The 17,277-nt window shown below is 68.1% G+C and carries 15 protein-coding genes and 1 tRNA gene; 11 read left to right on the top strand and 5 right to left on the bottom strand.

Features of this window, described 5'->3' with window-relative positions; translation table 11 throughout:
- The first annotated feature begins 46 nt into the window (after positions 1-46).
- Positions 47-1,630 carry a bifunctional phosphoribosylaminoimidazolecarboxamide formyltransferase/IMP cyclohydrolase gene (purH, locus tag P7L68_RS25845; RefSeq protein ID WP_372002668.1) on the top strand — a complete coding sequence of 528 codons (1,584 nt, stop codon included), beginning with the start codon at positions 47-49 and terminating at the stop codon, positions 1,628-1,630.
- Positions 1,631-1,714: 84 nt separating this feature from the next.
- Here the strand turns inward: purH and P7L68_RS25840 are convergent, their stop codons facing one another.
- The 4 genes from P7L68_RS25840 to P7L68_RS25825 form a co-directional block, all read right to left on the bottom strand.
- Entirely contained in the window at positions 1,715-6,556 is a 4,842-nt protein-coding gene (locus tag P7L68_RS25840) for an NAD-glutamate dehydrogenase (RefSeq protein WP_372002667.1), read from the bottom strand.
- Between the two features lie 208 nt (positions 6,557-6,764).
- Positions 6,765-7,634, bottom strand: a complete 870-nt coding sequence (locus P7L68_RS25835; RefSeq protein WP_372002666.1) for a DMT family transporter — start codon at positions 7,632-7,634, stop codon at positions 6,765-6,767.
- Positions 7,635-7,837: 203 nt separating this feature from the next.
- Positions 7,838-7,912: transfer RNA gene (locus P7L68_RS25830), tRNA-Gly, on the bottom strand.
- A gap of 95 nt (positions 7,913-8,007) precedes the next feature.
- Entirely contained in the window at positions 8,008-9,285 is a 1,278-nt protein-coding gene (locus tag P7L68_RS25825; RefSeq protein WP_372002665.1) for a flavin-dependent oxidoreductase, read from the bottom strand.
- 233 nt (positions 9,286-9,518) lie between these two features.
- Here P7L68_RS25825 and P7L68_RS25820 point away from each other — a divergent pair, with 233 nt between their 5' ends.
- From P7L68_RS25820 to P7L68_RS25775, 10 genes are all read left to right on the top strand, one after another.
- Positions 9,519-10,016, top strand: a complete 498-nt coding sequence (locus P7L68_RS25820; RefSeq protein ID WP_372002664.1) for a MarR family winged helix-turn-helix transcriptional regulator — start codon at positions 9,519-9,521, stop codon at positions 10,014-10,016.
- 139 nt (positions 10,017-10,155) lie between these two features.
- Positions 10,156-10,794, top strand: coding sequence for a TRAP transporter small permease (locus P7L68_RS25815; RefSeq protein WP_372002663.1), 639 nt, complete (start codon positions 10,156-10,158; stop codon positions 10,792-10,794).
- Complete coding sequence (locus P7L68_RS25810) at positions 10,794-12,113, top strand: TRAP transporter large permease (protein WP_372002662.1); 1,320 nt, start codon at positions 10,794-10,796, stop codon at positions 12,111-12,113. Before P7L68_RS25815 ends, P7L68_RS25810 begins: the two co-directional genes overlap by 1 nt.
- 23 nt (positions 12,114-12,136) lie before the next feature.
- Positions 12,137-12,631, top strand: coding sequence for a DUF3237 domain-containing protein (locus tag P7L68_RS25805; RefSeq protein ID WP_372002661.1), 495 nt, complete (start codon positions 12,137-12,139; stop codon positions 12,629-12,631).
- A gap of 75 nt (positions 12,632-12,706) precedes the next feature.
- On the top strand, positions 12,707-13,777 hold the full coding sequence (locus P7L68_RS25800; RefSeq protein WP_372002660.1) for a TRAP transporter substrate-binding protein: 1,071 nt from the start codon (positions 12,707-12,709) through the stop codon (positions 13,775-13,777).
- A 96-nt stretch (positions 13,778-13,873) separates the two neighbouring features.
- Complete coding sequence (locus P7L68_RS25795) at positions 13,874-14,374, top strand: prolyl-tRNA synthetase associated domain-containing protein (RefSeq protein WP_372002659.1); 501 nt, start codon at positions 13,874-13,876, stop codon at positions 14,372-14,374.
- A gap of 167 nt (positions 14,375-14,541) precedes the next feature.
- Positions 14,542-15,459 carry a thioredoxin gene (gene trxA, locus P7L68_RS25790; protein ID WP_372002658.1) on the top strand — a complete coding sequence of 306 codons (918 nt, stop codon included), beginning with the start codon at positions 14,542-14,544 and terminating at the stop codon, positions 15,457-15,459.
- A gap of 115 nt (positions 15,460-15,574) precedes the next feature.
- Positions 15,575-16,243, top strand: a complete 669-nt coding sequence (locus tag P7L68_RS25785) for an LON peptidase substrate-binding domain-containing protein (RefSeq protein WP_372002657.1) — start codon at positions 15,575-15,577, stop codon at positions 16,241-16,243.
- A gap of 20 nt (positions 16,244-16,263) precedes the next feature.
- Positions 16,264-16,494 carry a Trm112 family protein gene (locus P7L68_RS25780; RefSeq protein WP_372002656.1) on the top strand — a complete coding sequence of 77 codons (231 nt, stop codon included), beginning with the start codon at positions 16,264-16,266 and terminating at the stop codon, positions 16,492-16,494.
- A gap of 4 nt (positions 16,495-16,498) precedes the next feature.
- Complete coding sequence (locus P7L68_RS25775) at positions 16,499-16,915, top strand: gamma-butyrobetaine hydroxylase-like domain-containing protein (protein ID WP_372002655.1); 417 nt, start codon at positions 16,499-16,501, stop codon at positions 16,913-16,915.
- Between the two features lie 150 nt (positions 16,916-17,065).
- Here the strand turns inward: P7L68_RS25775 and P7L68_RS25770 are convergent, their stop codons facing one another.
- The gene (locus tag P7L68_RS25770; RefSeq protein WP_372002654.1) at positions 17,066-17,260 is read right to left on the bottom strand and encodes a hypothetical protein; all 195 of its coding nucleotides are present in this window, start codon (positions 17,258-17,260) and stop codon (positions 17,066-17,068) included.
- Positions 17,261-17,277 lie beyond the last annotated feature (17 nt).

Below are 17,277 nucleotides of genomic sequence, written 5' to 3'. Positions count from 1 at the left end.
GTTGGCGTATCCCAAGCCCTTGATGCATCGAACGGAGGCCCTTCGGATGGCACCCGCCGGCAACCGCATTTCGCGCGCCCTGATCTCGGTGTCCGACAAGACCGGTCTGGTCGATTTTGCCCGTTTCCTGGTGGAAAGCGGCGTCGAGATCGTCTCCACCGGCGGCTCGGCAAAGCTGCTGCGCGAGGCCGGCCTGCCGGTCCTCGACGTCGCCGATATGACCGGCTTCCCCGAGATGCTGGACGGCCGGGTGAAGACCCTGCATCCCAAGGTCCATGGCGGCATCCTGGGCCGTCGCGACCTTGAAAGCCATCGCGAGGCCATGGCCGCGCACGGCATCGGCAATATCGATCTGGTGGTCGTGAACCTCTACCCCTTCGAAGCGACCGTCGCTTCGGGTGCGGGCTGGGATGACGTGATCGAAAACATCGACATCGGCGGGCCCGCCCTGATCCGGGCCGCGGCCAAGAATCATGATTCGGTGACGGTCGTGGTCGATGCCGCCGATTATGCGGCGGTGACGGCCGAGATGCAGGCCAATGGCGGCGCCACCACCCCGGCCCTGCGCCGTGCGCTTGCCGGCCGCGCCTATCGCCGCACGGCCGCCTACGACACCGCCATCGGCAGCTGGTTCGCCGGGCAGGCCGAAGACACCCTGCCCGAGCGGCTGACGGTGGGCGGCGCCCGCGGCCAGGTGCTGCGCTATGGCGAGAATCCGCATCAGCAGGCAGCCTTCTACGTCACCGGCGAAAAGCGCCCGGGTGTCACCTCCGCCGCCCAGCTTCAGGGCAAGGAGCTGTCCTACAACAACCTGAACGATACGGACGCGGCCTATGAACTCGTCGCCGAGTTCGACCGGCCGGCGGTGGCGATCATCAAGCACGCCAATCCCTGCGGCGTCGCCGAGGGCGCTGATCTCAAGACCGCCTACGAGGCGGCGCTGGCCTGCGACCCGGTGTCGGCCTTCGGCGGCATCGTCGCGGTCAACCGGCCGCTGGACGAGGCGGTGGCGATCGAAATCGCGAAGATCTTCACCGAGGTGATCATCGCCCCCGAGGTGACCGAAGCCGCCCGCAAGGTGTTCGCAGCCAAGAAGAACCTGCGCGTGCTGGAAGCCGGAGCCCTGCCCGACCCGTCGGCACCGGGCCTTGCCGTGCGCTCGATCGCCGGCGGTCTGCTGGTCCAGACCCGCGATTCCGGCCGCATCGCCCGCGCCGATCTGAAGGTGGTGACGAAGCGCGCCCCGACCGAACAGGAACTGGACGACCTGCTGATGGCCTTCCGGGTCTGCAAACACGTGAAGTCGAACGCCATCGTCTATGTGAAGAACGGCGCCACCGTCGGCATCGGCGCCGGCCAGATGAGCCGCGTCGACAGCGCCCGCATCGCCGCCCGCAAATCCGAGGATGCCGCCGAGGCGCTGGGTCGCACCGGCCGGCTGACCGAGGGTTCGGTCGTCGCCTCCGACGCCTTCTTCCCCTTCGCCGACGGCCTGCTGGCCGCCGCCGCGGCCGGCGCCACCGCGGTGATCCAGCCCGGCGGTTCGGTCCGCGACGAAGAGGTGATCAAGGCCGCCGACGAGCATGGCCTGGCCATGGTCTTCACCGGCATGCGGCACTTCCGGCACTGATCGCACCGGACGGACCTGTCTGTCGAACGGCCCCGGTCCATCAGGATCGGGGCCGTTCGACATCACATCAGGCGGATCGGCCGTTCAACCGCCGGCCAGCGCCGTCAGCCGGCGTGCCGCGACGATCAGCATCGCCAGCGTCACATCGGGGGCCGACAGCACCTCGTCGACCGCTGCCGCGGCCCGGGCCAGTGCCGCAGCCTCCGCCTCTGCCCAGACATCGACATCACCCGCTGCATCGCGGATGAAGATCGACTGGGTGGCCCGGCGCTGGACGCCATAGAGGTCGTCGATCACGCTGCTGACCGCCAGCCGCTCCCAGGGGTCGTCGACCACGATGGTGCGGGCGGCATGGCGCAGGGCATGCAGGTGCAGCTTCGGGTCGACGGCATAATAGACCGGCGCCACCTTCTCCACCGGCAGTCCCAGATTCTCGGACAGCGCCGTCAGATCGAAGACCGAGACCAGCGAGCCCAGCTGCGACAGGCAGACAGCCGCCCCTTCATCAAGGCCGGCCGAGGCAAGCCCCGTGGCATCGGCGCCGATCGCCTCGGCAACTTCCGTCGGCAGCACCTGGGACAGCACGGCCTGAAGCGCCGCCGCGGTCGGCTGGAAGCGGCTGATGACCTCTCCCACCGTGGCGGCCCGGCCGCCACGGACCAGCAGCCAGCGCATGGCCTGGGTCAGACGCCGCGACAGCCGGTCGAGCGCGTCCAGCCGCCGGTCCGCAGGCATCGTCGCCTCGGCTGCATCCAGTGCCGACCAGAGCACCGGCAGGCCCAGCACATCGCGGGCGACGACATAGGCACGCAGGATCTCGGCCGGCCCCTGACCGGTCTCGTCGGCGAGTTCCCGCGCAAGGCAGGGGCCGCCGCGATTGACCATCTCGTTGACCAGATGGGTCGCCAGGATCTCGGCCCTCAGCGGATGGGCCGCGATATGCTCAGGGAAGCGCGTCCGGATCGGTCGCGGGAAGTAGGCCGCCAGATCACCGGCCAGCGCCGGATCCTCCAGCAGCGGATCCTCCGCCACCTTTTGGGTCAGTTCGATCTTGGCATAGGCGAGCAGCACCGCCAGTTCGGGCCGGGTCAACCCCAATCCCTCGCGCGCCCGCCGGGCGAGTTCGGCCTCGTCCGGAAGGCGTTCGAGCGTCCGGTCCAGCCGGCCGGCCCGCTCCAGCCCGTGCAGCAGCCGGACATGGCGATCCAGCCTTCGCCCGGCCTCGCGGCTTTCCACCGACAGCGCCTGGTTCTGCAACTCGTTGTTGGCGAGCACCAGAGCCGCCACTTCCTCGGTCATCTCGGCCAGCAGCAGGTCCCGTTGCTTGCGGGTCATGTCGCCCGCTTCGAGCACACGGCCGAGCAGGATCTTGATGTTGACCTCGTGGTCGGAGCAGTCGACGCCGCCGGAATTGTCGATGGCATCGGTGTTGATCCGTCCGCCGTTCAGGGCGAATTCGATCCGCGCCGCCTGGGTGAAGCCCAGATTGGCGCCCTCGCCCACCACCTTCGCCCGCAGCTCCGCCGCGGTGACGCGGAGTGCATCATTGCTGCGGTCACCGGCATCGGCATCACGCTCCTGCGAGGCCCGCACGAAAGTTCCGATGCCGCCGAACCAGAGCAGGTCGACCCGGGCTTTCAGCATCGCCCGGATCAGCGCCGAGGGCGTGACGCGGGGTTCGGTAATGCCCAGCAGGGCACGGATTTCAGGCGTGGTCTCGACGGTCTTGGCCGCGCGGTCATAGATCCGCCCGCCGGGCGACAGCACCGCCGGGTCGTAATCATTCCAGCCGGAGCGCTGGGCGGCGAAGAGCCGGGCACGCTCGGCGAAACTCCGTGCCGGATCGGGGTTGGGGTCCAGGAAGATATGCAGATGGTTGAAGGCGCCGACCAGCTTTACCGAATCCGAGCGCAGCAGCCCGTTGCCGAAGACGTCGCCGCCCATGTCGCCGACGCCCATCACGGTTACCGGATCCCGCTGCACGTCGATGCCGGCCTCGCGGAAATGCCGACGGACCGACACCCAGGCACCCCGCGCGGTGATCGCCATCTTCTTGTGGTCATAGCCGGCGGATCCGCCCGAGGCGAAGGCGTCCCCCAGCCAGAAGCCGCGTTCTTCGGCAATTCCGTTGGCGATGTCCGAGAAGGTCGCCGTGCCCTTGTCGGCCGCGACCACCAGATAGGGATCGTCACCATCACGTCGGTGGACACCCCGGGGCGGCACCGGCTCCCCCGCCTTCAGATCATCCGTGATGTCGAGCATGCCGCCGACGAAGGCGCGATAGCAGCCGATCACCTCGGCCTGAAGCTCGGGCCGGGTCGCAGGCGGACGCTTGACGATGAAGCCACCCTTGGCGCCGGTCGGCACGATCACCGCATTCTTGACCATCTGTGCCTTCATCAGGCCCAGGATCTCGGTGCGGAAATCCTCAAGCCGGTCAGACCAGCGGATGCCGCCACGGGCGACGCGACCACCACGCAGATGCACCGCCTCCACCCGGGGTGAATAGACGAAGATCTCGCGGAACGGCCGGGGCGGCGGCAGGTCGGGCAGGCTCTGCCCGTCCAGCTTGATCGCCAGCACCGGCCGGCGGCCGCCATCCGCCTCGCGCAGATAGGCATTGGTGCGCAGCACCGCCAGAACCACGTCGCGATAGCGGCTGAGGATGCGGTCCTCGTCCACATTGGTGACGGTGTCGAGCCCCTGGGCAAAGGCCTGGACCAGCCGGTCCGCCTCGGCCTCGGCCGCGGTTGAGGCCTCCGCCGTCTCGTGGCGGGCAGGATCGAGCCTGGCATGGAAGAGCTGCACGATCAGCCGGGCAAGCTCGCCATGACGGGCGAGCGTCTGCTCCACCGTGTTCTGGGCGAAAGGCAGGCCGATCTGGCGCATATAGCGATAGAGCGCCCGAAGGATCACCACCTCGTCGGCGGTGACACCGGCGCGCAGCACCAGAGCATTGAAGCGGTCGTTTTCGACCTCACCCCGCCAGACCCGTGCGAGTGTATCTTCAAGCAGTGGCCCCAGCCGCGCCGGATCGACCGCGCCGCCCTGCTGGTCGACCAGGCCGAAATCATGCAGCCAGGCGCGGATTCCGCCGGCCTCTGCATCCTCGATCGCATAGGGCTGCTCGTCGATGACGCGGAAGCCGAGATTTTCGATCATCGGCAGCACGTCGGACAGGGCGATCGGCCCGCCGGGCCGACTGAGCTTGAGCCGCAGCGCCACCGAGGCCCCGCCGCCGACGGGGGTATAGAAGGCAATCGAGATCGCCTGCGGATCGCCGGCCAGCGCCTCAAGCCGCAGCAGATCGGCCACCGCCTGTTCCGGGCCGAACCGCTCGGCATAGAGTGCCGGCAGGCCCCGGCCGATGCCGCGCCAGAGGGTCAGGCCGCGCTCCTCGCCCACCGCATCGATCAGCGCCTCGCGCAGCTCGTCGGCCCAGCCGCGCACCATGCGGGCCAGCCGGGCTTCCAGCGCCGCCGCATCGACCTGGGCCGGCTCGGCCTCGGGGTCGACCATCAGCACGAAACGCAGCCGCACCAGCGGCGCCTCGGACAGCTGCACCTCGGCCAGATCGGCGGTTTCCTCGGCGAGCGTGCCATGGGTTGCCGCTTCCAGTTCCGCGAGCACACGCCGCCGCAGCCGGCTGTCGAAGGCATCGCGCGGCACATAGACCAGCGCGCTCCAGAACCGTCCGAAAACATCGCGACGCAGGAACAGCCGCAGCCGCTGCCGCAGCTGCAACTTCAGAATGCCGATCGCGGTTTCATACAGATCGTCGGTGCCGATCTGAAGCAGTTCGTCGCGCGGATAGGTCTCCAGCACGTTGAGCAGCGACTTGGCGTCATGGCTGCCGGGCGCGAAGCCTGCCCGCTCTATGATGCCGCGCACCTTGCGGCGGATCAGCGGAATGGCGCGCGGATTGCTGTGATAGGCGGCAGAGGTGAACAGCCCCAGAAACAGGCGCTCGCCCTCTACCCGGCCATCGGGGCCGTAGATCTTGACGCCGATATAGTCCATCGGCACCGCGCGATGCACCGTCGCCCGGAAACGCGACTTGGTGATCGTGACCGGCTCGTCGCCGAAGCTCTGATCGCCGTGAAGGGTGAAGCCGGCAAGGCCGCGGGGCCGTTCGCGGCCGTCATCGCCGCCGGTCCCTTCCATCACCCCCAGGGTACGCAACACCTCGACCCGGCGCTGCCCCTGGCCGTCGGCTTCCGAGAAGCGGCAGTCCTGGAAGCCCAGGAAGGTGAAATTGTCGTCGCGGATCCAGCGCAGGAAGGCGGCATGCTCGCTGCGCAGGTCTTCAGACAGAACAGCATCCGGCAGAGTTTCGACATCGGCGATCGCCCGGTCGATCTCGTCGCGCATCGCCTGCCAGCCGGTGACGGCCGCCGCCACATCGTCCAGCACTTCGACCAGCCGGTGACGGACCTGGTCCAGCGCCGCCGCATCGGGGCGACGGGTGACCTCGATCAGCATGAAGCTCTCGGCCACCGCCCGGCCGCCCGGCCCGGCTGCGGCCTCCCCGGCACTGGCCAGCCCCAGATAGCGGCCATCGACGTCGCGACGCACGGTCAGGATCGGATGGATCAGGCCGTGTAGCGCCAGCCCCATCTGGTTCAGCGCCGCGACGGTGCTGTCCACCAGAAAAGGCCGGTCGTCGGTGGTGACCATGACCACGCTGTTACGGCTCTGCCAGCCATGACGGTCGATGTCGGGATTGAAGACGTCGACCAGGGTCTCGCCCGGCGCCCGCCTGCGGGCGAAGGCAAGATGGCCGAGTGCGGCGCCCGCCAGGCGCCGCGGCCCGCCCGCCGGCAGCTCGTCGAGCCCCGCGGCGTAATAGGCCTTCACGAACTCCGTCGCCTCTCGGGCGTCTTCGGGTGCGAGGCGCGCCTCGATCAGCGCGGCGATCGCGTCCATCGGCACGGCCCCGGTGTCTTGGACACCCGCCTGACTTGCCTCCGGCATGTTTCCTCCCCTTCGGGCTCTTGCTGGAACGACGTCCCGTGATGGGACGTCGACGGCCCGGTTAAGGGTGGTATCGAACGCCGTTCGACGCAAGCGCAGACCCGTGACGGATCAGCAGCAATGGCGTGAATTTTCCACGGAAGTGGACAGGCCGTTCCGCTCAGCGCCGCAGCACCAGCAGATTGCCGCAAAGGATCACCGCCGCACCTGCCAGCATGGCAGGCGTGAGCACCAGCCCTTCGAACCCCCAGGAGAGGGTCAGGGCAACCACCGGCACCAGGGTCATTGCATAGGCGGCCCTGCCTGGCCCGACGCGCCTGACCAGCTCGAAATAGATCAGGAAGTTGAGGCACGAGGCCGGAAGGGCCAGATAGGCGAGACTGAGACCATAGCGCCATGACCAGTCGAAGCTGAATGATGCCCCCTGAAGCAGGGCGACCATGAAGGCGGTGACGCCGCCGATCAGCCCGCCCCAGGCGATGGCTGCTTCGGGGGCCAGCCCCCGCGCCTGATGTCGGGCGCCGATCACCGTGCCAAGCGCCGCAGCGACGGCCGAGACCGCTGCCCAGGCCAGCCCTTCAAGCGCCCGCGGCCCCTCTCCCAGACGGGCGATGTCGGGAGCGAAGACCAGGGCGACGCCCCCGATGCCGAGCACCAGCCCGGCCAGATGGCGGCGGGTCAGCGAGGTGCCCAGCAGCGCCCAACCGATCAACCCTGCAAAAACCGAGGAGGTGGACAGCACCAGCGCCGCCGGGCCGCTGGGAATCAGACGAACGGCGCTGTAGAAGGCGACGAAGGCCAGGCCGTAGAAGGCGACGCCCTGCAGCGCCGTCCACCGCCAGTCGGCGGCTGTAAGCCTGAGCCGCACCCCCCGGATATGCGCCCAGCCCATCATCAACAGCCCGGCCGCGACCATGCGCCAACCCACCGACACCACCGCCGGCACGGGCCCCGCCTGAAAAGCCGTGGCGAGCGCCCCGCCGCCCCAGAGAAGGGCGGTGGAGATGAACAGAAGGGAGGTGACGCCCATGTTCCGGAACCCTTGCGGGAATGCGATCCGGAAATTTTATCCCGAAACGCGCATGTCCTTCCAGAGCTTCCACGAGGCACGGTCGTCGGCAGTCTTTGCGACGATTGTCTCATCACATGCACAAGAGCGGCCAGAGATCGGACAAAAGAAAACGGGCTGATCGTCACCGATCAGCCCGTTGTCGTTTGCGTTTCCGCAATCTCTGGAGCGGGAGAAGGGATTCGAACCCTCGACCCCAACCTTGGCAAGGTTGTGCTCTACCCCTGAGCTACTCCCGCCCGCTCCGTCAGGCAGCGTCGCTGCCGTCTGTGTGCGGGATAATATTCACGGCGGCGGTTGGCGCAAGAGGTTTTTTTCAGTTTGACGACGATTTTCAGACCGAGGCCGGAAGAGGCACCGGATGCAGCGACGGCCGGGCATTCAGGGCATCCCGATCGAAGCCGGCGATGTGCTTGTAATCGCCGATGATTCCGTTCAGTTCCGCCGCCGGCAGCACCTTTTCGACCGCATCGAACCCCTCAGGCGCCCGCTCCTCGACCAGCTGCATGACCTTCTCGGGCCCATTGGCACGGTTGGCGAGCACGATGCGGGCAGTGGCCGGCAGGCGCTCGGCCTCGTAGGCGGCAAGGGCCGCATCGACATCGCCCATGGTCGCCAGCCGCCAGACCAGGGTCCGGGCATCCAGGATCGCCTGCGAAGCGCCGTTGGAGCCGATCGGATACATGGGATGGGCGGCATCACCCAGCAGCGTCACACGACCATGGGTCCAGGCCTCCAGCGGATCACGATCGACCATCGGGAACTCGAACACCCGGATCGCGGCACGGATGATCGCCGGTACGTCCAGCCAGCCGAAATTCCAGCTCTCGAAGGCGGGCAGGAATTCCTCCAGCACGCCGGGGCGGTTCCAGTCCTCGCGCTCCAGCTTCCGGTCGGGCAGGTTCAGTTCGGCGATCCAGTTGATCAGCGATGCGCCGCGCGCCGCGATGTCGGGATCGATGGGATAACAGACGAACTTCTGATCCTGATGCCCGGCCATCACCATGCTGCGCCCATCCAGATAGGGCGGCGCCTCGCTGACGCCCCGCCAGAGGATGCGGCCGTTCCACTTCGGCAACCCCTCATCCGGATGGAACTGCGCCCGCACCGCCGAATGGATACCATCGGCAGCAATGATCAGATCGGCGGTATCGTGGCCAAGCGGGGCACCGGTGGTGCGCGAGACCAGATCGATCCGCGCCCGGCCGTCGGCATCGGTGGAGACCCGGGCGGCGGCATGGTCGGTCAGCACCCGATCGGCACCCAGCCGGGCACGTGCCGCCTCGAACAGCAGCATCTGCAGCCGACCGCGATGGATCGAATATTGCGGCCAGTTGTAGCCGGCCTCGCGCCCGCGCGCTTCGCGCCAGATCTCCTGTCCCAGCTTGTTGGTGTAAATCAGTGTCGAGGTGGCGACGCCGGTGCGGGCAAGTTCGTCGGCGAGGCCCAGCTCGGTCAGCTCGCGCACCGCATGGGGCAGCAGGTTGATCCCCACGCCCAGCGGCCGGATCTCGGGCACCGCCTCGTATATCACCGTCTCGATCCCGGCGGCGTGCAGGCTGAGCGCGGCCGTCAGCCCGCCGATACCAGCGCCTGCGATGATCACCTTCATCGGATCCTCTCCTCCCATCCGGCGCCCTCGGCTCCGGCTCCGGCCCGGGCGCATTGCGTGTTTCGGGACAGGATATATCCGTAGAATGTACGATGTCATTACAATCCGAATTGACGATCATCCGTTCTGCGAACTAATCTGAGGAAACCGGCAGAAAACCGGTTTATGGTGGCCGATGCACCGCCCGGGATCAGAACGAAGCCAGCCCGGGGCCGGATCATCGGGAGACGGGAATGACACGCGGACGGCGGACGACCTCCAGCGTCCTGCCGCGGCCGGCCGGTCGCGGCGATGCTTTTGAGCAATGGCCGGAGGATGTTGAGTTCGGGGTGCTGCGCGAGCTGATGGGCTATGCGCTGCGCCGGGCCCAGATCGCCATCTACGAGGATTTCTTCGCCACCGTCGCAGATCTGGACATCACACCGCCGATGTTCTCGTCGATGGTGCTGATCCGGAACAACCCCGGCCTCAACCAGAGCCGGCTCGGCCGGGTGGTGGGCATCGCCCGCTCGGGCACCATGGCCCTGGTGGATCGGCTGGAACGTGCGGGCTATGTCGAGCGCCGGCCGACCCCCGGCGACCGGCGGGTCAACCAGCTTGCCCTCACGCCCGATGGCGAGGCGGTGCTCGACGAGTTGATCCGGCGGATCCGCGCCCATGACGACCGCGTCTCGGCGCGGCTGAGCGAGGCGGAGAAGGTCACGCTCCGCGATCTGCTCGCGAGGTTTTGAGCACGCGATCTGCTCGCGAGGTTTTGAGCACGCGATCTGCTCGCGGGGCTTGAGACAACACAAGGCGGCATCCGCACTGGCGGATGCCGGAGACGAGCGGGGCAACAAGATCCCGCCGCCCAGGGAGGAGAGGCGCCCCATGTCGAGGGCAGACCCGGCCCCGCACAGCGTGCAGGGCCGCGGTCGGAAGGCGTCGCGGTCCGGCGGCCCCTTCCGTACCGGTTTCGGCCCCGTCGGGGTCCTGTGCCGTCTGGTCGCCATGGCCGGCGGGCTGATGCTGGTTGCGATCGCCGCGATGTCGGTGATCAGCATCATCGGCCGTTGGTTTGCCGGCACCGGCATCGCCGGGCTGGAATTGGGGCCGGTGCCGGGCGATTTCGAACTGGTCGAAACAGGTACCGCGATCGCGGTCTTCTGCTTTCTGCCCCAGGCCCAGCTCGCCCGCGCCCATGTCACCGTCGACCTCTTCACCATGCGCGCCGGCCCCGGCCTGCGCCGGGCGCTGGGCGTCATCGCCGATCTCCTCTTCGCCGTCACGTCCGCCCTGCTCGCCTGGCGGCTGACCATCGGTCTTGAAGAACGGCTGACTTATGGCGAGACCACGATGATTCTGGGTCTGCCGCAATGGTGGGTCTATGTGCCGGGGGTGGCCTTCATGGCCCTCACAACCCTCGCCTGCCTGACCACGCTTGGCGCCACGCTGCGCGGCGCCGTGCCGCCGACCGAAGCCGAGATCGCGGCGGCAGAGGCCGGACCGGCCAGGGCGGAGAACCGGTGATGAGCGATACCACCATCGGTCTTCTCGGCATTGCCGGTCTGCTCATCGCCATGGCCCTGCGCGTGCCGGTCGGGCTCGCCATGCTGCTGGCCGGCATCCTGGGCAGTATGGCGGTCGCAGGCCCCATGGGCATCATGGCCGGGCTCACCACCCTGCCGGTGGAGCAGTTCTCCAATCACGCGCTGTCGATCGTGCCGCTCTTCCTGCTGATGGGCGCCTTCGCCGGGCGGGCCGGCCTGTCGCAGCTGCTGTTCGATGCTGCCCGCGACTGGCTGGGCCATCGCCGCGGCGGCCTCGCCATGGCCGCGATCGGCGCCTGCGCCGCCTTCGGCTCGATCTGCGGCTCGTCACTCGCCACCGCCGCGACCATGACCCGGGTCGCCCTGCCCGAAATGCGCCGCCATGGCTATGACGACGGGCTGGCGACCGGCGTTCTGGCGGCCGGCGGTACGCTCGGTATCCTCATCCCGCCCTCGGTGGTGCTGGTGATCTATGCGGTGCTGACCGGGCAGAACATCGACCGGATGTTCATTGCCGCCCTGGTGCCGGGCGTGCTTGCCGCTCTGGGCTATATGGCAGCAATCAGGGTTCAGGTGATGCTGAAGCCGGAAGCCGCGCCGGCCGTCGCCCGGATCGGCTGGTCGGAACGTCTCCGCGGCCTCGCCCGCACCTGGCCGGTTTTCCTGATTTTCGTGCTGGTCATCGGCGGCATCTATGCCGGCGTCTTCACGCCCACCGAAGGAGCCGCGGTGGGGGCTGCCGCCACCGGGTTGTTCGCGCTGGTCCGCGGCGGGCTCCGCCGCGGTGCCTTCACCGAGGTGGTGATGGAGACCGCATCCGGCACCGCAATGATCTTCATGATCGTGCTGGGGGCCGCCGCCTTCAACGGCTTCCTGGCACTCACCGGCCTGCCGATGCAGGCGGCCGAGGCGATCGGCGGGCTCGACGTGCCGCCGATCGTGGTGCTGGCGGCAATCCTGGTGCTCTACCTGGCGCTCGGCTGCATCATGGACAGCCTGTCGATGATCCTGCTGACCGTGCCGATCTTCTACCCGCTGATCATGGCGCTGGATTTCGGCCTGCCGCCCGCAGAAGCCGCCATCTGGTTCGGCATTCTGGCGCTGGTGGTGGTGGAGGTCGGCATGATCACCCCCCCGGTCGGGCTCAATGTCTTCGTGATCAACGCCATGTCGGGCGGCACCCCCATGCGCGACACCTTCGCCGGCGTGATCCCGTTCCTCGTCTCCGACGTGCTGCGCATCCTGGCACTGGTGGCCTTTCCGGGCATCACGCTTGGCCTGATGCGCCTGCTCTACTGATCTTCAGGAAAGGTCCGCCGCCCATGACCACCGGCTTTCCCGCCACTCCGCCCGTGCTCTCCCCCGTGGCCCTGATCGAGGCCGAGATCGGCGCGCCCCAGGAACTGGGGACGCTTGTCGACGGCCAGCGCCGGATCATCCCGATCCTGGGTGGTCGGGTCTCCGGCGCCCGGCTGGCCGGGCGGGTGCTGCCCGGCGGGGCCGACTGGCAGACCGTGCGGCCCGACGGCCTGGCCGAGATCGAGGCCCGCTACACTCTCGCCCTCACCGAGGTCGACGGCATGGCCGTCGAGGCGCTGGTCGACATCCGCAATCCCGGCATGCGCCACGGTCCGGCCGACGTGCTGGCCCGGGTGGCGGCGGGCGAGGACGTCGACCCGGCGCTCTATTACTTCCGCACCACCCCACGCTTCACCACCGGTCATCCGGTTCTCGGCTGGATGAACCGGACGCTGTTCGTGGCCCGGGGCCGACGTCTGGCGGCGCGGGTCGAGATCGAGGTCTTCGCGGTCGGCTGACCGCAGCAGCCGGGCATGCCGCCCGTCCAGAAGCGGCAGCCCCTCAACATCCGCAAGATCAGGGAGGAAAGACCGATGACGGGGATTGCAACGGGCTGGCGGCGGCTCGCCGCACGAATGGCAGCCGGCGCAGCCGGCATGGTGCTGGCGGCAGGCATCGCCGGCCAGGCGGCCGCAGCAGAGGTGACGCTGCGCCTGCACCATTTCTTCCCGCCGACGTCGGCGGTTCATTCCAAGTACTTCGCCGACTGGAAGCAGCGGGTGGAGAGCCAGTCCGCCGGGCGGATCGAGGTCAAGATCTACCCGGCCATGCAGCTGGGCGGCACTCCGCCCTCGCTGTTCGATCAGGCGCGCACCGGCCAGGCCGACATCATCTGGACGGTGGTGGGATACACCCCCGACCGCTTCCCCGAAGCGGAGGTCTTCGATCTGCCCTTCCTGCCGCGCTCGGCCGAGATCACCAGCCAGGCCGCGCATGAATTCGCGATGAAGCACCTCACCGGCCGCTTCGAGGGCGTGAAGGTGATCGCGGCCCATACCCACAGCCCCGGGCTGATCCACACCCGCGATCGCGAGGTCCGCACGCCCGAAGAGATGAAGGGGCTGAAGCTGCGCGGCCCGTCGCGGCTGATCAATTCCTTCATCGAAGCGCTTGGTGCCGAGCCGGTCGGCATGCCGGTGCCGCAGACCGCAGAAGCGCTGTCGCGCGGCGTGATCGACGGCACCGTGCTGCCGATGGAAGGGCTGGACGCGCTGCGCCTGCAGGAACTGGTTCACCGTCATATGGTGTTCGCAGGCGAGAATGCGCTCTACACCACCATGATGCTGGTGGCGATGAACCAGGCGAAATATGACGGCCTGCCCGCCGACCTGAAGAAGGTCATCGACGACAATGCCGGCATCGCCGAGGCCCGCGCGATCGGCCGCGTGATGGATCAGGCCGATGCGCCGGTGGTCGCCTCGATCGAAAAGTCGACCACCAACCGGATCATCGCACTGACGCCTGAAGAGACTGATCGCTTCCGCGCCGTCGGCGCCGAGGTCGAAAAGGCCTGGGCAGAGCGCATGACCGCTCGTGGCATCGACGGCCCGGCGCTGATTGAAGAAGCCAAGGCTCTGGTCGCAAAGCATGCCGCCCGGCCCTGACGGGGCCGGCAAGGGGACTTGCAGGCGGGGCGGGGAAGCGGCGATGATCCGCTTCCCCGCCTCGTCTTTTCTGCCGCCAGAACCATCGGATCCGCCATGCCTGCCACCCGTGCCGACCTCTTCGCCCGTCTCGATGCCCTGGGCATCGCGCATGAGACCTTTGACCATGCGCCGGTCTTCACCGTCGAAGAGGCGGAAGCAGAGACTGCCCATGTGCCGGGGCTGCACGTCAAGAACCTGTTCCTGAAGGACAAGCGTGGCGATCTCTGGCTGGCCACCGTCGCCGCCGACCGGCGGGTGGATCTGAAGCATCTTCAGGCATTGCTCGGCGCCGGCCGTTTCTCCTTCGGAAAGCCGGATCTGCTGATGGAGGTGCTGGGCGTCAGCCCGGGCTCGGTCACGCCCTTCGCACTGATCAACGATCCCGATCGCCGGGTGGTGTTCGCCCTCGACCGGCGGGTGGCCGATGCGGATCGGGTCAACGCCCATCCGCTGTTCAACGATGCCTCGACCGTGGTCTCGGGCGACGGGCTGAAACGCTTCGTGGCAAGCTTCGGCCATGACGTCCGGATCGTCGATCTCGACGCTCTCAGCTGAGCGGTGACGGCGACGGATCGCGTCTGAGGCGTAATCCGGCTGGGGCGCCCCTTGCTGGAGACGCGCGCCGTGCCATCTTTCATGCTACAAGCGGGAGGCCGCGGCCGGCCTTCCGGGCGCAGGCAGAGTTTCGCCATCGCGCTTCGAAAAAGAACGGGACCGTTGCCATGCAGACCATCATCGGCGGCGCCAGGGGCACTGCCCCGGCGGATGTGATCAAAGACACCGACACCGCGCATTTCATGGCCGACGTCATCGAGGCCTCGCGTGAGACGCCGGTCATCGTCGACTTCTGGGCGCCCTGGTGCGGGCCCTGCAAGCAGCTGACGCCCGTGCTCGAAAAGGTGGTCCTGGCCGCCAAGGGCAAGGTGCGGCTGGTCAAGATGAACATCGACGAGAACCCGGAACTGGCGCAGCAGATGCGCATCCAGTCGATTCCGGCCGTCTATGCCTTCGTGGGCGGCCGGCCGGTCGACGGGTTCATGGGGGCACTGCCGGAAAGCCAGATCCGGCAGTTCGTCGACAACCTGCTTCGCGCGGGCGGCGACGACGAAACCCGGATGATCGACGAGGCGCTGGCCCAGGCGGCCGAGCTGCTGGAAGCCGGCGATGTGCGCATGGCTGGTGGCCTCTACACTCAGGTTCTGCAGGCCGATCCCTCGCGCACCGAGGCACTGGCGGGACTTGCCCAGGTCTACGTGAAGATGGGCGATCTGGAAAAGGCCCGCGAGGTGCTGGCCCACGCCCCTGAAGAGATGGCGAAAGATCCCCATCTGGTTCGCGCCCGCACGGCGATCGACCTGGCCGAGAAGGCAGCCGGTGCCGGTGAGACCGCGGCACTGGAAGCAAAGCTTGCGGCCGACCCGGGCGACCATGCCACCCGCATGGAGCTCGCCATGGCGCTCTATGCCGCAGGTGACGCAAAAGCCGCGATCGACCAGCTGCTCGAGATCGTCCGCCGCGACCGCGAGTGGAACGACAATGCCGCCCGCACCCAGCTGTTCGAGATCTTCGATGCGCTCGGCCCTAAGGACCCGGTGGCCCAGAGCGGCCGCCGCAAGCTGACCTCGATCCTGTTCGCCTGATCTTCTGGCATGTCTGGGGGATCCCGGACGAGGCGGCGGGCGACCGGCGCGTCCCCGCCTTCCGGATCCCACTCCCGCAACCCCGCCGGCCGACCGAGCAGAGCCCGAACCTGCCATGATCCGTGCCCATGACGTCCTGCCGCCGGTGCTGCCGATCTTCCCGCTCGGCGGTGTCATCCTGCTGCCCGGCGGGCGGCTGCCGCTGAACATCTTCGAGCCGCGCTATCTGGCGATGATCGACGACGCGCTCGGCAGCCACCGGCTGATCGGCATGGTCCAGCCGGCCCGCGCCGGGCTCGGCACCAATCTGGGTCTCGTCTCCGGCACGCCGGAAATCTACGGTGTCGGCTGTGCCGGCCGGATCAGCAGCTTCCAGGAAAGCGGCGACGGCCGCTATCTGATCACCCTGACCGGCGTTGCCCGGTTCCGGGTGGCCGAGGAACTGGCCGTCACCACCCCGTATCGCCAGGTCCGCACCGATTTTACCGCCTTCGAGGCAGATCGAGGTGAACCGGCGCCGACCGGGCTGGACAGGGCCCTGCTGACCGACCGGCTGAAGCGCTATTTCTCTCTGCAGGGACTGTCTGCCGACTGGCAGGCGATCGATCAGGCATCGGATCAGGCACTGATCACCTCGCTCGCGATGATCTGCCCCTTCTCGGAGGCGGAAAAGCAGGCCCTGCTTGAGGCGCCCTCGCTGCCGGAACGCGCCGCCTTGATCCTCGACATGATCGAGATGGCGTTGCATACCGGAGAGGAAGACGACGACGCGCCGCGTCACTGACCGCAAGGATTTCATGCCCCATGTCCGACGCCACCCCCATTGCCGACCAGACCGCCGTGCCGCCCGCGACCGTCGACCCGCGCCTGCTGGAGATTCTGGTCTGCCCGCTGACCCGTGAGCCGCTGCGTTATGACGCCGCCGCCCAGGAGCTGATCAGCGACGCCGCAAAGCTCGCCTATCCGATCCGCGACGGCATCCCGATCATGCTGGTCGATGAAGCCCGTTCACTCGACGATGCGGCCGGAGCCTGATCCGATGGCCGGTCTTCACGGGCATGATCATGAGCATGACCACGGGCACAGCCACACGCCCGCACCCGTTGCCCCCTGGCCGGTGGACATCCGCCTGAAACGGTCGGCACGGGTTCTGGAGGTCACTTTCGACGACGGCAACCACGTCCGGCTGGGCGCCGAATATCTGCGCGTCGAAAGCCCGTCGGCCGAAGTCCAGGGTCATGGCCCGGGGCAGAAGAAGGTGCCGGCCGGCAAACGCAATGTGGCAATCGTCGACGTTCAGCCGGTCGGCAACTATGCCGTGCGGCTGGTCTTCGATGACGGCCATTCCACCGGCATCTACGGCTGGGGCTATCTGGCCGAACTCGCCCGCGAGCACGACCGGCGCTGGGAAACCTATCTCGACACCCTTGCCGCCGCGGGACAGAGCCGGGGCTGACCGCACCGGCCGATGAAAAATGGCCGCCGCGACGGGGCATGTCGCGACGGCCAGGCTTCGGGTGATCGGGCCCGAGCTTTCTGAAGTCAGGCGGTACGGGATCGGAAAACCTTCCCTCCCGCGATCTTCTGTCCGGAGATTGGTGCGGCCTTAGCGGGCGATGCGGCGGCGGCGCGGATTGCGGCTGCCGGTGCCCGTACCCGTGCCGGGGCCGCGGTAGGTGCGGCCGCGCCGCGGCGTCTCGGCAGCGGCACGCAGACCGGCGGAACGTGGTGCCGGCACGGCGACGCGGCCCGTCGCCGGGGTGGAGATGGCGTGGCCGCGCGGGGGGCGAACCATGGTCATGAGGGCATTCCTTGCAC

Origin of the sequence: Tistrella mobilis, from assembly GCF_041468085.1 — a bacterium.
Classification (GTDB): Bacteria; Pseudomonadota; Alphaproteobacteria; order Tistrellales; family Tistrellaceae; genus Tistrella; species Tistrella mobilis_A.
This window is presented reverse-complemented; position numbering and strand designations above follow the sequence as displayed.

Excerpts from the sequence above, each read along its gene's own strand:
- purH (WP_372002668.1), top strand. The coding sequence starts at position 47 with ATGGCACCCGCCGGCAACCGCATTTCGCGCGCCCTGATCTCGGTGTCC.
- P7L68_RS25840 (WP_372002667.1), bottom strand. The coding sequence starts at position 6,556 with ATGGACGCGATCGCCGCGCTGATCGAGGCGCGCCTCGCACCCGAAGAC.
- P7L68_RS25835 (WP_372002666.1), bottom strand. The coding sequence starts at position 7,634 with ATGGGCGTCACCTCCCTTCTGTTCATCTCCACCGCCCTTCTCTGGGGC.
- P7L68_RS25825 (WP_372002665.1), bottom strand. The coding sequence starts at position 9,285 with ATGAAGGTGATCATCGCAGGCGCTGGTATCGGCGGGCTGACGGCCGCG.
- P7L68_RS25820 (WP_372002664.1), top strand. The coding sequence starts at position 9,519 with ATGACACGCGGACGGCGGACGACCTCCAGCGTCCTGCCGCGGCCGGCC.
- P7L68_RS25815 (WP_372002663.1), top strand. The coding sequence starts at position 10,156 with ATGTCGAGGGCAGACCCGGCCCCGCACAGCGTGCAGGGCCGCGGTCGG.
- P7L68_RS25810 (WP_372002662.1), top strand. The coding sequence starts at position 10,794 with ATGAGCGATACCACCATCGGTCTTCTCGGCATTGCCGGTCTGCTCATC.
- P7L68_RS25805 (WP_372002661.1), top strand. The coding sequence starts at position 12,137 with ATGACCACCGGCTTTCCCGCCACTCCGCCCGTGCTCTCCCCCGTGGCC.
- P7L68_RS25800 (WP_372002660.1), top strand. The coding sequence starts at position 12,707 with ATGACGGGGATTGCAACGGGCTGGCGGCGGCTCGCCGCACGAATGGCA.
- P7L68_RS25795 (WP_372002659.1), top strand. The coding sequence starts at position 13,874 with ATGCCTGCCACCCGTGCCGACCTCTTCGCCCGTCTCGATGCCCTGGGC.
- trxA (WP_372002658.1), top strand. The coding sequence starts at position 14,542 with ATGCAGACCATCATCGGCGGCGCCAGGGGCACTGCCCCGGCGGATGTG.
- P7L68_RS25785 (WP_372002657.1), top strand. The coding sequence starts at position 15,575 with ATGATCCGTGCCCATGACGTCCTGCCGCCGGTGCTGCCGATCTTCCCG.
- P7L68_RS25780 (WP_372002656.1), top strand. The coding sequence starts at position 16,264 with ATGTCCGACGCCACCCCCATTGCCGACCAGACCGCCGTGCCGCCCGCG.
- P7L68_RS25775 (WP_372002655.1), top strand. The coding sequence starts at position 16,499 with ATGGCCGGTCTTCACGGGCATGATCATGAGCATGACCACGGGCACAGC.
- P7L68_RS25770 (WP_372002654.1), bottom strand. The coding sequence starts at position 17,260 with ATGACCATGGTTCGCCCCCCGCGCGGCCACGCCATCTCCACCCCGGCG.